This window comes from Serratia sarumanii, from assembly GCF_029962605.1.
Classification (GTDB): domain Bacteria; phylum Pseudomonadota; class Gammaproteobacteria; order Enterobacterales; family Enterobacteriaceae; genus Serratia; species Serratia sarumanii.
The window spans coordinates 1,984,648-1,999,485 of record NZ_CP124750.1 but is presented as its reverse complement, the minus strand read 5'-3'; the positions used below and the strand labels follow the sequence as shown (position 1 = coordinate 1,999,485).

The following is a 14,838-nucleotide window of genomic DNA, read 5'->3' as shown; positions in this document are numbered from 1 at the left end:
TTACCTTTCCCGCAGCACCCGATCGATCAACCCCCAGGCCGCCGCTTCGTCGGCGGTCATAAAGCGATCGCGATCCAACACCCGTTCCACCTCTTCGTAGCTGAGGCCGCAATGTTTGGCGTACAGCCGGATCACCGTGTCTTTGGTGCGTTTCATCTCTTCGGCATGAATCAAGATGTCGGAGGCCTGCCCCTGAAAGCCGCCCAGCGGCTGGTGCACATGCAGGCTGGCGTTGGGCAGCGCCATGCGGTGGCCCGGCTCGCCGGCCATCAGCAGGAACGAGCCCATCGAGCGCGCGGTGCCCATGCACAGCGTATGCACCGGCGCGCGGATATACTGCATGGTGTCGTAAATCGCCAGCCCGCTGGTGATCACCCCGCCCGGCGAGTTGATGTACAGGTGGATCGGTTTCTCCGGGTTTTCCGCTTCCAGAAACAGCAGTTGGGCGCACAGCATTTCGGCTACGTCGTCGTTGACTTCGCCATTGAGGAAAACGATCCGGTCGCGCAGCAGGCGCGAATAAATATCAAAGGAACGTTCTCCCCGGCTGGTCTGTTCCACCACCATCGGGACGAGCATCATCTTCTCACGCATCGGTGAACTCCTGGGTTGGCAAAAGGGAAATGAATTTAACGCGTCAGGCGGCGAGCATCATCGTCACCGAACCGTCATTGGCGGCGTCGAGCTGGTGGATAATCCGCAGCAGGCTGCCGCCAGCGGCGTCCGGCACTATCTGCAGCGTCACCACGCTTTCAAGGAACGGCGGCCGGTCGTCACGCAGACGGTAGCTCACCGCTTCGCCCGGCGTGGCGGCCAGCGGTTCGGCCTGCGCCAAATCCCCCGGAGGCAGCCACTGCTCGCGCAGCTCGGGAATGCTGAGCGCTCGCCACACTTTTTCCGGCGGCGCATCGAGCGAATACTCCAATATCAGCCGATCGCGCGGCGGCTGCTCAGCCCGTTTGTTCATTGATCCATGTCCTTCAGCAAGGTTTGCAACGCGTCGATGCGCGCCGGCCACCAGGCGCGATACTTCGCCAGCCAATCGGCGATCTGCGCCAGCCCTTCCGGGTCGACCTGGTAATTGACGAAGCGCCCCTGCTTCGTCTCGCGCACCAGCCCGGCATTGCGCAGCACCGCCAGGTGTTGCGACATCGCGGACTGGCTGATGGGCAGCCCTTCGCGCAGCGCGCTGGCGTTCATACTGCCGAGGGCGAGCTTGTCGAAGATGGTGCGGCGAGTCGGATCGGCCAGCGCCTTGAAGATGTCATTTTCGTTCATACAAATACATTAGTATTCACTTATGTATTATGCAAGCGCCAGGGCAGGATTTTTGCGCAAAGCGAGACTCCGCGCCGGGGCACGGAGCCGATAGAGGAGAAATTACAGCGGTTTATTGCAAACGGGCGTGGTCAGCGCGGATTGCCCGGCCTGCGCCCCTTCCTGCGCTTCGAGCGCGAGGCGCGCCAACGGCATGTCTTCGTGGTAGCGCGCCTCGGCGCTCAGGCTTTTCGCGTAGCGGTTGTACTTCCACCAGGCGTAGCCGAGGAACACCACCAGCCCGCCGACGTTATAGAACACGATGGTCATGACGCTGGCGCCGGTCGGGAACGTCGAGGCGAAGAAGCCGACGGTGAAGATGGCGATCAGCACGCTGACGATGGCGATGCCCTGCAGGCGCGAGCCCATTTTGAAATCGCGCGCCACCCGGTCGTACTTCAGGCGCAGATTCAGATAGGCCAGCATGATGAACAGCGGCGGCAGCATCGAGGCGGCGGCGGTCATATTGATCAGCGTGTTCATCAAATCCTGCACGCTGCTGGAACCCAACGTCGGGATCAGCATCAGCGGGATGACGATGAAGAACTGGATCCAGGCGGCGCGCGTCGGCACGCCGTGCCGATTCAAACGAATGGTTTTCTCGCCGAAAATGCCCTTCGGGATCTCGGTGAAGAAAATCTTCACCGGCGCCGCCGTCCACATCAGCAGCGAGCCGAACATGGCGGTGAAGGAGACGATGCCGACAAAGCGGTTCATCAGCACCGTCGGCAGGCCGAAGTGCGCCGACAGGCCTTCGAACACCTGCACCGTGCCGCCGGTGAAATGCAGGTCAGCGCGGTGGACGAACACGTTGATCAGCAGCGAAGACACCGAATACAGCACGCCGATGAACAGCCCGGAAACGATGATCACCTTCACGAAGGCGCGGCTGCCGCCTTTCACATCGTTCACGTACACCGCCACGGACTCCGCCCCGCCCGCCGCCTGGAAGATCCAGGCGGTAATGCCGAGGAACGCCCAGTTGAAGTTCGGCGTCATCGCCTGCACGTTGATCGGGTCGGCCGGTTCGATGCCGCCCAGCACCGCCGCGCCCGCCAGAACGATGTAGGAAAACGTCAGCAACAGCATCAGCGACGAGGTCACCGAGGTCATCGGCCCCAGCAGTTTTGCGCCGCTGTTGGAAATGCAGGTCGAGAAGGCGAACAGGAAGATGCTGATGATCGCCGTGGTCAGCGGGGTAAACACGTAGTCATAGCCCAGGAACGCGTAAGAAGCGTAGGCGATGACGCGCGGCAGCAGCGCGGTGAAGAAGAACAGGTTCACGAACCAATAGGTGTAGGCGGTGATAAACGCCCAGCGCCCGCCGAGCGCGCTTTTCACCCAGGCATAAACGCCGGCCTCGGAGTTGCGGTTGAGCGAGACGAACTCGGCGATGATCAGGCAAAAGGGAATGAAGTAAATGATGGTCGCCACCAGGAACACCGGCGACGAGGCGACCCCGAGCTGAATATTGTTGTTAATCACGTTGTTGAAACTGAACACTGCCGCAAACGTCATCGACAGCAGGCCAAACTTGCCGATGGTGTTTCTGTTCGACGCAGCCATAGAGATTCTCCGAATGGTGTAGGGGACTTCGGTTTGTTGTTATCGATCGGCGAGCGCGCTATTTGTTAACAAAATAGCTGTCTTCCACCGTCACTTTTAAAATGACTTTTTTTACCTTGCCGCTTTCTGTGAAGCGGTGAGCCTGGTGATTTTCGAAGATCGCCACGTTGCCTTTGCCGACCCGGCGCCTCTCGCCTTCGCCGCTGAAAAACTCACGGTCGGTTTCGTCCTGATAGGGCGCCACCGTCGTCAGCGACCGTTTGTCGGCGACCTCGACGGTCTCTTCCCCCTCAAGGTAATAGTGCACATCGAAGTAACGGCGATTGCCCTCCAGCCAACCGTGCTGGCGGCCGGCGCCGACGCTCAGCCGATACGTCAGCGAGTCGCCGATCGAATGGCACACGTTCGGGCTGATGCGATCGACATTGGCGATCGCCTCCATGCAGCGCAGCCACTTCTTGCCGCTGTGATAGATGCGCTGGAACTCCGCCAGGGATTCGAGAATGATCATGCGTTTTCCTCCGCAGACTGCGGGTGATGGTGAGCGGGCGCGAAGTCATAACCGGCGAGCGCGGCGCCCTGCGTTTGCCGCCCGTCGAACGGCACCAGCGTGAAACCGTAGCTGAACGGCGCCAGATAGACCCGGTGGGTATCCAGCACTTCGGAGCCCCAGGAGTTGGAGCCGAGGCCGAGGATCTGGTCGTCCAGGTTCAGCGTCAGGCAGTCGCTCGGTTCCAGCTCGTTGATGTGCTGGGCCTGGTGCAGCATCTCGGCGCTGTAGGGCCACAGGCTGAAATTGATCGGCCGCCGCGGCTGGATGAAGATCCCCTTGCCCGCCGCGTCCTGCAGGCTCAGCCAGCGCACGTCCTGCCGGTTGCCGTTGTCCTGCGGGAACGGATAGTGTTCGAACAGCGCGTCGGCGCGCTGCCGGTAGTGGCCGATCAGGTTGGCCCGGCAGCTGTCACGGTAGTTCTCGCCCGGCCCGCGGCCGTAGTATTCCACCTGCTCGAAGCGGCGGCTGATGCCGAAATCGAGGCCGATTTTCGGGATAATCTGGCGGAAATCGCCGTAAGGCTCACCGGCCAGATCCAGGCTGACGTAGCCCTGCGGGGAGATGCGCCAGCGGTAGGTGCAGCGCATGCCGAAGTCGAACACCGGCGGCGCGATCAGGCTGTGTACCTCGATCAGCAGATCCTCGCCCTGCCATTGCCGATTGAGGCGGCGGAAGTGCTGCTGCATGATGGGGAAGTGATGCGGCAGCCAAATCCCCTCATATTCCTGTTTATGGTTATCGATCACCGGTTTGAAGAAGGTGATGCGCGGCGCGCGCCCCACCACGTCCTCATCGTCTACCCGCCACGACAGCAGTTCGCCGCTCAGCAGCGAGAACGCCAGCTGGAACCGGCCGCCGCTGACGATCAGCCGATGATTTTCCTCGCGGCATTGCAGCGCCGGCGCATCGGCCTGTGGTGGAGCCGGTCGCCGCGTCGCCGCCCGGCGCAGATGCTGATAATGCCCCAGCCGCTGGTCGCTCTCGCTGTAGCGGGTGGCGCTGTCCTTATGCACCGCCACGTCGATCAGCGTTTCCCCCTGCCCCAGCGCCAACACCGGCAGGTGCATGTCTTCGCTCTCGCCCGGCTGCAGATGCGGCAGCTTGAATTCGTAACTCGCCACCTGGCGGCCGTCGGTCTTGACGCTGACCTTCAGCGTGATGTCCGCCAGCGAGCTGAACCAATAGCGGTTTTTCACCCGCAGCACGTCGCCTGCGCCTTCCTCCGCCGTCACCTCCACCGGGCACAGCACCTGCTGGTATTCCCGCAGGCCGGGGCCGGGGCGCTGGTCCGGGTAGATCAGGCCGTCCATGCAGAAGTTGTAGTTGTTCGGATAGTCGCCGTAATCGCCGCCGTACTGGTAGCGCTCGCGCCCCTGTTCGTCGTGGCTCAGCAGGCCGTGATCGCACCACTCCCAGATGTAGTGCCCCTGCAAACTGGCGTGGCGGTTGAACACCGACTGGTATTCGAACAGCCCGCCGGGGCCGTTGCCCATCGCGTGGGCGTATTCGCACAGGATGCGCGGTTTGGGGTGCGGGTATTCGCCGAAGGCGTTCATCATCGCCACGCGGGAATACATGGTGCTGATCACGTCGGTCACCTCGGCGTCGCGATCTTCTTCATAGTGGATCAGACGGGTCGGATCGAGCGCCTTGCAGCGCCGGGCCATGGCGCGAATGTTGCAGCCGTAGCCGGACTCGTTGCCCAACGACCAGATGATGATCGACGGGTGGTTTTTCTGCGCCGCCACGTGGCGCTCGATGCGCTCGACGTAGGCCTGCTCCCAGCGCGGATCGTCGGTGATGCGGCTCAGATCGCCGACGTTGGCGAAGCCGTGGCTCTCCAAATCGGTCTCCGCCATCACGAACAGACCATAGAGATCGCACAGCTCGTAAAAGCGCGGATCGTTGGGGTAATGGGCGGTGCGCACCGAGTTGATGTTGTGCTGCTTCATCAGCACGATATCGCGCTCCACCCGCGCCATATCGACGGCGCGCCCTTTGCGGTGATCGTGATCGTGCCGGTTGACGCCGTGCAGCTTGAGATAGCGGCCGTTGACGTACATCAGCCCGTCGCGCACCGCAATCTCGCGGAACCCCACCCGCTGCGGCACCACGCCCAGCAGGTTGCCGGCGCCGTCATACAGGCTGAGCAACAGCTGATACAGATAGGGATTTTCCGCATTCCACTGCTGCGGGCGGCTGACCGGCAGTTCGAAACGGCAGCTCAGCGCCCGCTCGATGCGCAGATCGTCGCGCCACTGCTCCGCCACGCAGCGATCGCCGTCGAACAGCTGCGCCTGCAGGCGGCAGCCCTCGGCGGCCTGCACACCGAGATGGCGCAGCTCGGCATCGATCGCCAACTGCGCGTCGCAATAGCGCTCATCGAAGGTGGTGACCAGCGTCAGATCGTGAAGGTGGGTAGCGCTCTGGCCGATCAGATAGACGTCGCGGAAAATGCCGGCCATCCACCACATGTCCTGATCTTCGATGTAGGTGGAGTCGGCCCACTGCATCACCCGCACCGACAGCAGATTCTCGCCCTGCCGCACATAGGGGCTGATGTCGAACTCGGCGCACAGCCGGCTGCCCTTGCTGAAGCCGACATAGTCGCCGTTGACGTACACCTCGAAGTAGGTTTCCACGCCGTCGAATTTGATCAGCACTTGCTGATCTTGCCAGCCGGCGTCGAGCGTAAAGTGGCGTTGATAGGCGCCGGTGGGGTTATTGGTCGGCACGTAAGGCACGTCGATCGGGAACGGGAAGCCCTCATCGGTGTACTGCAGGTGGCCGTGCCCTTCCAACTGCCACATGCCCGGCACCGCCATATCGCCCCAGTCGTTCATCGGCTCTCGGTAAAATGCCGCCGGCACCTGCGCCGGGTGCTCGAAGAAGCGAAAGCGCCAGCGGCCGCTCAGCAGTTGGAAACGCCGGCTGGCGTTGCGATCGAAGCTCAGCGCCTGCCCGGCGTCCGCGTAGCTGAAGAAGCTCGCGCGCGGCGCCAACCGGTGCTCCGACTGTTTTTCAATGTTTTCCCAATTATTCACGTCACGTCTCCCGACACCTGTGCAATGCGGAAACGATAGTAAATATTTAGTAAAAACTACAGTTGATATTTACCAAATGACGACAGGATCACAATAAATCTCAAAGGCCTTTTTTTATCATGACGTTAATTTTGAGCGCCAACGCCCCCGCCGAGGCGGGGGCCGGTCAGGCGACGGTGGTGTCGCGCAGCTGCAGCGAGCTGGGAACGAAGATCGACAGCGGGACGGCGCGCTCATCGCGCAGCCGCTCCGCCAGCAGGTTGACGGCCTGTGCGCCCATGGTTTCCGAAGGGATGCGCACCGTGGACAAGGCGGGGAAAATAAAGCGGGCGGTGGGAATATCGTTGACGCTGATCAGCGCGATCTGCCCCGGCACCTGAATGCCGTGTTCGTGCAGCGCGCGCAGCACGCCGATGGCGATCGAATCGGTCGCCACCAGCAGCGCCGGCGGATAGCCATTCTGGCTCTGCAACATCGCTTTCGCGCACTGGTAGCCCGACTGGCTGCTGAAATCGCCGTGGTAAATGTCCTGCGCTCGCACCACATTTTGCTGCCGGCCATACTCGACGAATGCCTGCTCGCGCTGGTCGATGCCGGCCGGATGGTCGCGCCCGCCGATAAAGCCGATGCGCTGATAGCCGCGGCCGATGAAGTAGTCGATCACCTTGCGGCTGATCTTGTACAGGTCGACATTGACGCAGTCAAACCGCTCATCCTCCACCACGCCGTCGATGAACACCACCGGCGTTTCCTGCTGCCTGAGCTGCTCATACAGCGCGGGCTGTGGCCGGCCGATCACCAGCAGGCCGTCGGCCGCCGGCAGCGCCTTGTCGCCGTTGAAGTCGTAACCGGCGCTCAGCGCCACGCCCAGCTTTTCGCACTGCGTCTCGATGCCGTAGCGCATCGCCAGGTAATAGGGATCGTTGATCTCCACGCCCTGCGTATAGGTGAACAGCGCGGCGAAATGCAGGCGTTGCCCGCTTTGCCGTTTGGAAGGTGCGATCTTGTATTCGAGGCGTTCCGCCGCTTCCAGGATCTTCTGGCGGGTTTGCGCCTTCACGCTCAGGGTGGGGTCGTCATTCAACACGCGCGAAACGGTGGCGACGGACACATTAGCGGCTTCAGCAATTTCCTTCAGTGTGGCCATAGAGTCCCAATGCACAGACGAAAAACGGTAGCTTAATCGGATAGCGCCGCGGCGTACAGCGTCGCCCGCCTCCTCTCCTTCCCAGACCAGGCCAGAACACGCTCATGCCAGCCGTTGCCGGGCGCCTGCAGCGAAAGATACCCATTTCACCCGCTGTGATCAAGTTAACGATTTACTGATTAAAGCATATTTTTTACTAAATATTTTACTAATATACCTGCCGTTTACCGTCCCGCCGGGGCGGTTTTTTCTCCCAGGGAGCCGGGAGCGACCTCGCGTGAGCCGCCGCTCGGCTGACGTTCCGATCCACCCAACACCAGGCCTATGCCCCATGAAATCACTAAGCCATCACGCCCTGTTGCCCTTGTTGCTGCTCGTTAACGCGCCCGCCTGGGCGGCGCAGGAACCGGTGACCCCGGCGGAGCGCAATCAGCTCCCGCCGCCGCCGCTACCCGATAGCGCCGCGACCGCCCTGCGTTTTTACGGCGAGCTCGGCATCGGCGGCAGCGTCTATTTGAACGGCGAACATCAGCATCAATACAGCGACGGCACCTATATCGAAGGCGGCCTGGAGATCAAACGGGGCCACTGGTTCGGCCTGATTTACGGCGAAGGCTGGACCGTGCAGGCGGACAACCAGGGCCACGCCTGGACGCCGGGCCACGGTTGGGGCGGCTTCGAGGGTGGGTTGAACCGCTTTTACGGCGGTTACCGCACCGACGACGGCACCGAGATGATGCTCAGCGTGCGCAACGATTCGTCGCTCGACGACCTGCAATGGTGGGGCGACTTCACGCCGGAGTACGGCTACGTGATCCCCAACACCCGCGATCTCAGCTACGCCGCCAAGCTGCAAAACCTGACCGGGCGCTTTCGCTACAGCCTGACGGCGGCGCCGGAAAGCCGCATCAACGAGAGCAAGGCGCTGCTGCACTTCGGTAAATACGATCGCTATTCCGACAAATATACCTACCGGGCGATGGTCAACGGCTACACCCAGTACGACCTGCAGGACAATCTGACGCTGCTGAACGGCCTGGAAGTGACCGACGGCCTGGGGCAGCTGTTTTTGCTGGGGCTGCGCGGCCAACACCTGGCCGGCCGCGTCTGGCACCACACCGGCAAAGGCGACAGCGGCGGCCATCCCGGCAGCGAGTCGGGCCTGATGCTCAGTGCGATGACGGAAACCGCCAAAGGGCTGTATCTCTCCACCGCCTACAGCTACGCCCGCCACCGGTTTGATAATGCGGCGGATACCGCCACCTCATACGCCCAGTTCGGCGTCTGGTATGAATACGCCGGCGGCAAGCTGGCCACCGCGCTGGACAGTAAATTCTTCATGCGCAACGACAGCACCGGCGCCAGCAACTCGGTGTTTCTGATGCAATATTTCTATTGGTAACCGTTGAGGCTCCTACGATGAACATGACTCCCCTGAACCCGCTGGCCACCCCCCTCATCCTCGCATTGGCGCTGACGGGCTGTGCGCCGAAAACGCCCGACGCCGACGCCCCGTTGGCCGAGCGCTATAAAAACGTCATCGACCGCCGCGGCGCGCCGCACTTTATGCTCGATTATGATTTCGACGATCACCAGCGCTTCAATCCGTTCTTCGATCTCGGCGCCTGGCACGGCCACCTGTTGCCGAGCGGGCCGGAAGGCATGGGCGGTTTCCCCGGCCCAGCGCTGCTGACCGAAGAGTACATCAACTTTATGGCCAACAATTTCGATCGGCTCAGCGTCTATCGAGACGGTAAACCGGTGCATTTCACCATGACGGCCTACAGCCTGCCCGGCGCCCTGGTGCAGCGGCTCAGCGCGCCGGGCGTGACCGTCAACCTGACGCTGCGCTTCGCTGGCGCGCGCACCTCGCTGCTGGAAACCCAAATCCTGACCGACACGCCGCTGGAGCTGGTGTGGGACGGTGAGTTGCTGGAACGTTATGCGACCAAAGAGCAAAAACCACAGCCGCCGGCGACCCTCGAGCAGGCGTTTCCGGACTACACGCGCCGCATTGTGCCGACGGCTGACGGCCTGCGCGTCACCTTCGGCAAGGTGCGCGCGCCGTCGCAGCTGATGACCTCCGGCCAGTCCGAGTATCAGATCCACAAATCGCTGCCGCAGCGCACCACGGTCGACGGCCACCGCTTCCGCGCCACGGCGCGCATCGCCGGCTCCACCACCCTGTACACCACCTACTCGCACCTGCTTACCGCCGAAGAAGCGCGGCGCGAACAACGCGCCATCGCCGACATCCTCGCTCACCCGCAGCGCTATATGGCCGCGTCGGCCCAGCGTTGGGAACGCTATCTCGCCACAGGGCTCAGCAACCCGCACGCCACGGCGGAACAAACCCGCGTGGCGGTCAAAGCGATGGAAACGCTGAACGGCAACTGGCGCGGCGCCGCCGGGGCGATGAAGTTCGACTCGGTCACCCCGTCGGTGACCGGACGCTGGTTCTCCGGCAACCAGACCTGGCCGTGGGACACCTGGAAACAGGCCTACGCCATGGCGCACTTCAACCCGGACGTGGCCAAGGACAACATCCGCGCGGTGTTCGCCTTCCAGATCCGGCCGGGCGATGCCCTGCGCCCGTGGGACGCCGGTTTCCTGCCCGACCTTATCGCCTACAACCCCAGCCCGGAGCGCGGCGGCGACGGCGGTAACTGGAACGAGCGCAACACCAAGCCGAGCCTGGCGGCCTGGGCGGTGATGGAGGTGTATCGCGTCACCGGCGATAAGGGCTGGCTGGCGGAGATGTACCCGAAGCTGGTGGCCTACCATGACTGGTGGCTGCGCAACCGTGACCACAACGGCAACGGCGTACCGGAGTACGGCGCCACCCGCGACAAAGCGCACAATACCCCCGACGGACGCATGTTGTTCACCGTCAAGCGCGGGCAGCGCGAGCAAACGCTGGCCGGCCTCGACAATTACGATCGCATCGTGCGCGAGGGGCAGTACGACAGCATCGAGATCCCGGCGCAGACCGCCGCCTCCTGGGAGTCGGGCCGCGACGATGCGGCGGTATTCGGCTTTATCGATCCGGATCAATTGGCGCGCTACCTGGCGCAGGGCGGCAAACGCGAAGACTGGCAGGTGAAATTCGCCGAAAACCGCGCGCCGGACGGCACGCTGCTCGGCTACTCGCTGCTGCAGGAGTCGGTGGATCAGGCCAGCTACATGTACAGCGACAACCGCTATCTGGCGGAGATGGCCGATATTCTCGGCCACGGCGCCGAGGCCGCCGCCTTCCGCGCCAAAGCCGACCGGCTGGCGGCCTACATCAACACCTGCATGTTCGACAAGCACAGCGGTTTCTTCTATGACATCCGCATCGAAAAGCGGCCATTGGCCAACGGCTGCGCCGGCAAACCGATCGTCGAACGCGGCAAAGGGCCGGAAGGCTGGTCGCCGCTGTTCAACGGTGCCGCCAGCCAGCCGCACGCCGATGCGGTGGTCAGGGTGATGAAGGATCCGCGCGAGTTCAATACCTACGTGCCGCTCGGCACCGCGGCGCTGACCAATCCGGCGTTCGGCGCGGACATCTACTGGCGCGGCCGCGTGTGGGTCGATCAGTTGTATTTCGGCCTCAAGGGCATGGAACGCTACGGCTACCGTGACGATGCGGTGGCGATGGCGCAGGCTTTCTTCCGCCACGCCGACGGCCTGGTCGCCGACGGGCCGATCCGCGAGAACTACAACCCGCTCACCGGCAAGCAACAAGGCGCGCCGAACTTCTCCTGGAGCGCGGCACACCTGTACATGCTGTATAACGACTTCTTCACGCAATAAGCCGCAGCGGCCACCGCCATCGTTGCCCGGCGGTGGCCCGCGTTTATGAGCGGATCGGGATCACCAGCACGTCGATATTCAGCTGGTTGATGGCGTTGCGGGTGGAAGAAAACAGGTTGCTCCACAAATCGTGGTGATGGCCGAACACCAGCAGATCGATATTCTTGTCCACCACTGCCGTGCGCAGTTCGTCAACAAAGCCGCCGCGCCCGATAATCACTTCCGCGATCGGGTAATTGACGTTTTGCGTGGTGGGCTCCAGCTCTTTGCGGATCTTCTCTTCGAACGACGCGCCCTCATAGCTGTGCTCCGAAAAGCCGATTGCCGCGTGGTAGGTGTCATAGTGGACGTCCACATAGATCAGCGAGAGTTTGGCCTTCAGCGCCTCCGCCAGCAGCGCCCCCTTTTCGACCAATCGTTTGCCGTCATCGCTCAGATCGGTGGCGATGACAATATGGTGGTAACACATAGCGCCTCCTGTCATGGACTCGGTAGAGCCGAGGCTCCGATATCACGTCAGAGTCATATCGTTATGGTTAATTTTAGTTCAGAAACGGCGCGCGCGGCGGGAGAGATAACGGCGGGGAAGCCCCGTTGCCGGGGCGGAAGGGAGAGATTACTTTTCGCGCTGCGCCTCAAACCAGACGTTGCACAGCGACAGGATCAGCGTGTTGGCGTCTTTCACCAGCACGTTATCGCCGGGCACCCCATCGGTGCCCTGATCGGTGATGCCTTTGATGACGGTATCCGCGTGCTGAATGGCCACGCGCTCGACCGACGGCGTGCTGATGCCCAGCATCGGGAAATCGATGTAGGAACTGCTGCCGGAATTGTCCTCGACGAACTCCTGCGCTTCTACGGTGCTGACGGTGGCGCCTTCGCTTTTCAGCGCCGTGCCGTTCCAGCTGAACGCATCCGCCTTATAGCTGATTTTACCGCCGATCAGACTCTGCGCCTGCTGTTGATCCCAGCAGCCGGTGGTCTGAGTCGGCACAATTTTACTGACGCGCCAGTTGCCCAGCAGCTGTTTGGGGATCGGCCCGGTATCGCTCTCCGCCGCCCGAACCTGAGTCGCCGAGACGCAGGCCAACACCACCAGCGGCAGCAGCGCCTTGCTCCAAGTGTTCAATCGCATTGTTTTTTCCTTCGTTTCAGTACCCAGTCTGCCCTCGCGGGCCAACGGCTATCATAATAAGCCCGCCGATTCGCCGTCAAAACAATCCGCACCGCGCCGGGCGGCGGCCGCTCATAGCTAATTGCTATGAGTCATAGTGAATCAGTATTTTGTTTTATCTCGACGCTCACCTACAGTCACTGCCACTATTCTGCCCGCCCAAATTAGCAGGCAATGTTGACAAGGACCCTGGGAAAATGACATTTACGCTGAAAAACCTCACCCTGGCGCTGGCCGCCGCCGGCACGCTGCTGCTGACCGCCTGTGGCCCGACCGCACAGGACGATCACCACATCAAGGTCGGCATCAGCGCCGGCATCGATCAGTCGCTGTGGGCGGTGGTGCAAAAGGTCGCCAAGCAGAAATACGATCTGGACGTGGAGGTGGTGACTTTCAACGACTACGTGCTGCCGAACGAAGCGCTGAATAACGGCGATCTGGACGTCAACGCCTTCCAGCACAAGCCGTATCTCGACAAGCAGATGCAGGAGCGCGGCTACAAGCTGGCCGCGGTGGGCAACACCTTCGTCTACCCGATCGCCGGCTATTCGAAGAAGATAACCGCACTCAGCCAGCTGCCGGACGGCGCGCAGGTGGCGGTGCCGAACGATCCGACCAACCTGGGCCGCTCGCTGCTGCTATTGCAAAAACAGGGGCTGATCACTCTGAAAGACGGCGTCGGTCTGCTGCCGACCGCGCTGGACATCGTCGGCAACCCGAAAAAGCTGAAGATCGTCGAGATTGAAGCGCCGCAGCTGCCGCGCGCGCTGGACGATCAGAAAGTGACGCTGGCGATCATCAACACCAACTATTCCAGCCAGATCGGCCTGTCGCCGGCCAAGGACGGGCTGTTTGTCGAAGACAAAAACTCGCCGTACGTCAACATCTTCGCCAGCCGCATCGACAACAAAGACAGCGAGAAAGTGAAGGATCTGGTCAAGGCCTATCAGACCGATGAAGTGGCAGCCAGCGCCGCCGATATCTACAAGGGCGACGCCGTCAAAGGCTGGTAACCCTCCCCCGCATGCCCGTGGCGCCCGCCACGGGTTTTTCATTTCCGCCCTCCGCCGCACCGTTCAATTTTCGCCCACTCAGATCACAAATCAAGCACGGCGCTTTAGGTGAATAAAGCTGCCATGTTGTATACAAGTTTGCGTAAATGTTTTCTATTTGTTTCAAAAAACCGCTGGGGAAAATAATGAAAAATAGAAAAATCAAAGCGTTGCTTGTTACCTGCGCCGTGGTCGGCGCCGCGTTGCTGGCCATCGCCGGTAAAGCGGAAAACGCCGATAAAACCTTCCTCTCCGTCGCCACCGCCTCCACCGGCGGCACCTACTACCCGATGGGCGTCGGGTTGGCCAACGTCTGGAGCAACCGGCTGAAACGCCAGGGGATACAGGTCACCGGCCAATCCTCCGCCGGTTCGATCGAGAATATCGACCTGCTGCAAAAAGACGAGGCGCAGCTGGCGATTTTGCAGAGCCTGATCGCCGTCGAAGCCTATCAGGGCGTGCGCAACTTCGACGGCCGCGCCTACGGCGATCTGCGCTCCATCTCCATGCTGTGGCCCAACGTCGAACACTTCGTGATGCTGGAAAGCCGGGTGAAAGACGGCACGCTGAACGATATCGCCGGCACGCGCTTTTCCGTCGGGCCGCAGGCCAGCGGCACCGAACAGTCGACGATGATCATCCTGCAGGGCGTTACCCTGACCAAAAAGTCGCTGTCGGCGGAATACCTCGGCTACGGCGATACGGTTTCCGCAATGCGCGACGGGCGCCTGGACGGCGGCGCCCTGCCCGCCGGGGTGCCGGCCGCCGCCGTCACCGACATGTATGCCAGCGGCGTGCCGGCACGCATCCTGGAAGTCACCGACGAACAGCTGGCCAGCATCAACGCTATCGCCAATTCCTGGTTCCGCTTCGACATCAAGGCGGAGACCTACCCGCGCCAGCCCAAGGCGATCGCCACCATCGCGCAGCCCAATATTCTGGTGGCCCTCAGCCGGCTCGATGAAAAGCTGGTGTACGACCTGACCAAAACGATGTTCGAGAACCTGCCGGAAGTGCACCAGGTGCACAGCTCGGCCAAATACATCTCGCTGGAGAATGCGCTGAAAGGCGTTTCCGTGCCGCTGCACCTCGGCGCCTATCGCTACTACCGCGAAGCCGGCGTCGAGATACCCGATTATCTGATCCCGCCGGAAGCCGCCGCGCTGGCCGCCAACCCTTAATCCAGGAGG

At 61.9% G+C, this 14,838-nt stretch carries 13 protein-coding genes; 4 read left to right on the top strand and 9 right to left on the bottom strand.

Going from position 1 to position 14,838, the window contains the following annotated elements; all coding sequences use genetic code 11:
* The 7 genes from SSARUM_RS09550 to ebgR all read right to left on the bottom strand — a co-directional run bounded on the left by SSARUM_RS09550 (position 1) and on the right by ebgR (position 7,627).
* Positions 1-594: an ATP-dependent Clp protease proteolytic subunit gene (locus SSARUM_RS09550; RefSeq protein ID WP_033638144.1), complete on the bottom strand. Its 594-nt coding sequence runs from the start codon at positions 592-594 to the stop codon at positions 1-3.
* Positions 595-637: 43 nt separating this feature from the next.
* Positions 638-967, bottom strand: coding sequence for an SRPBCC family protein (locus tag SSARUM_RS09545; protein ID WP_033638143.1), 330 nt, complete (start codon positions 965-967; stop codon positions 638-640).
* A complete protein-coding gene (locus tag SSARUM_RS09540) occupies positions 964-1,278 on the bottom strand; it encodes an ArsR/SmtB family transcription factor (RefSeq protein WP_033638142.1) in 315 nt (104 codons plus the stop codon). Before SSARUM_RS09540 ends, SSARUM_RS09545 begins: the two co-directional genes overlap by 4 nt.
* Before the next feature lie 102 nt (positions 1,279-1,380).
* A complete protein-coding gene (locus SSARUM_RS09535) occupies positions 1,381-2,883 on the bottom strand; it encodes an amino acid permease (RefSeq protein WP_060429903.1) in 1,503 nt (500 codons plus the stop codon).
* A 58-nt stretch (positions 2,884-2,941) separates the two neighbouring features.
* Positions 2,942-3,394 (bottom strand): beta-galactosidase subunit beta, encoded by a 453-nt coding sequence (locus SSARUM_RS09530; protein WP_060429901.1) that lies wholly within the window; start codon positions 3,392-3,394, stop codon positions 2,942-2,944.
* Entirely contained in the window at positions 3,391-6,480 is a 3,090-nt protein-coding gene (gene ebgA, locus SSARUM_RS09525) for a beta-galactosidase subunit alpha (protein WP_060429899.1), read from the bottom strand. The genes SSARUM_RS09530 and ebgA overlap by 4 nt, the downstream gene beginning before the upstream one ends.
* 166 nt (positions 6,481-6,646) lie before the next feature.
* Positions 6,647-7,627 (bottom strand): transcriptional regulator EbgR, encoded by a 981-nt coding sequence (gene ebgR, locus SSARUM_RS09520; protein ID WP_033638137.1) that lies wholly within the window; start codon positions 7,625-7,627, stop codon positions 6,647-6,649.
* Positions 7,628-7,958: 331 nt separating this feature from the next.
* Here ebgR and ygjJ point away from each other — a divergent pair, with 331 nt between their 5' ends.
* Both ygjJ and ygjK read left to right on the top strand, forming a co-directional pair.
* Positions 7,959-9,029, top strand: a complete 1,071-nt coding sequence (gene ygjJ / locus SSARUM_RS09515) for a protein YgjJ (protein WP_050596008.1) — start codon at positions 7,959-7,961, stop codon at positions 9,027-9,029.
* 17 nt (positions 9,030-9,046) lie between these two features.
* Positions 9,047-11,422, top strand: coding sequence for an alpha-glucosidase (gene ygjK / locus SSARUM_RS09510; protein WP_060429897.1), 2,376 nt, complete (start codon positions 9,047-9,049; stop codon positions 11,420-11,422).
* Between the two features lie 43 nt (positions 11,423-11,465).
* On the opposite strand, the gene SSARUM_RS09505 is transcribed toward ygjK, so the two are convergent.
* Together SSARUM_RS09505 and SSARUM_RS09500 are read right to left on the bottom strand one after the other, a co-directional pair.
* Positions 11,466-11,891, bottom strand: coding sequence for a universal stress protein (locus tag SSARUM_RS09505; RefSeq protein WP_033638134.1), 426 nt, complete (start codon positions 11,889-11,891; stop codon positions 11,466-11,468).
* Between the two features lie 147 nt (positions 11,892-12,038).
* Positions 12,039-12,557, bottom strand: a complete 519-nt coding sequence (locus tag SSARUM_RS09500) for a hypothetical protein (RefSeq protein ID WP_033638133.1) — start codon at positions 12,555-12,557, stop codon at positions 12,039-12,041.
* A gap of 236 nt (positions 12,558-12,793) precedes the next feature.
* Between SSARUM_RS09500 and metQ the strand changes: the two genes are divergently transcribed.
* Both metQ and SSARUM_RS09490 read left to right on the top strand, forming a co-directional pair.
* The gene (metQ, locus tag SSARUM_RS09495) at positions 12,794-13,609 is read left to right on the top strand and encodes a methionine ABC transporter substrate-binding lipoprotein MetQ (RefSeq protein WP_033638132.1); all 816 of its coding nucleotides are present in this window, start codon (positions 12,794-12,796) and stop codon (positions 13,607-13,609) included.
* Positions 13,610-13,794: 185 nt separating this feature from the next.
* On the top strand, positions 13,795-14,829 hold the full coding sequence (locus SSARUM_RS09490; RefSeq protein WP_049211475.1) for a TAXI family TRAP transporter solute-binding subunit: 1,035 nt from the start codon (positions 13,795-13,797) through the stop codon (positions 14,827-14,829).
* Positions 14,830-14,838 lie beyond the last annotated feature (9 nt).

Coding starts and splice junctions, on each gene's coding strand:
- SSARUM_RS09550 (WP_033638144.1), bottom strand. CDS start 594: ATGCGTGAGAAGATGATGCTCGTCCCGATGGTGGTGGAACAGACCAGC.
- SSARUM_RS09545 (WP_033638143.1), bottom strand. CDS start 967: ATGAACAAACGGGCTGAGCAGCCGCCGCGCGATCGGCTGATATTGGAG.
- SSARUM_RS09540 (WP_033638142.1), bottom strand. CDS start 1,278: ATGAACGAAAATGACATCTTCAAGGCGCTGGCCGATCCGACTCGCCGC.
- SSARUM_RS09535 (WP_060429903.1), bottom strand. CDS start 2,883: ATGGCTGCGTCGAACAGAAACACCATCGGCAAGTTTGGCCTGCTGTCG.
- SSARUM_RS09530 (WP_060429901.1), bottom strand. CDS start 3,394: ATGATCATTCTCGAATCCCTGGCGGAGTTCCAGCGCATCTATCACAGC.
- ebgR (WP_033638137.1), bottom strand. CDS start 7,627: ATGGCCACACTGAAGGAAATTGCTGAAGCCGCTAATGTGTCCGTCGCC.
- ygjJ (WP_050596008.1), top strand. CDS start 7,959: ATGAAATCACTAAGCCATCACGCCCTGTTGCCCTTGTTGCTGCTCGTT.
- ygjK (WP_060429897.1), top strand. CDS start 9,047: ATGAACATGACTCCCCTGAACCCGCTGGCCACCCCCCTCATCCTCGCA.
- SSARUM_RS09505 (WP_033638134.1), bottom strand. CDS start 11,891: ATGTGTTACCACCATATTGTCATCGCCACCGATCTGAGCGATGACGGC.
- SSARUM_RS09500 (WP_033638133.1), bottom strand. CDS start 12,557: ATGCGATTGAACACTTGGAGCAAGGCGCTGCTGCCGCTGGTGGTGTTG.
- metQ (WP_033638132.1), top strand. CDS start 12,794: ATGACATTTACGCTGAAAAACCTCACCCTGGCGCTGGCCGCCGCCGGC.
- SSARUM_RS09490 (WP_049211475.1), top strand. CDS start 13,795: ATGAAAAATAGAAAAATCAAAGCGTTGCTTGTTACCTGCGCCGTGGTC.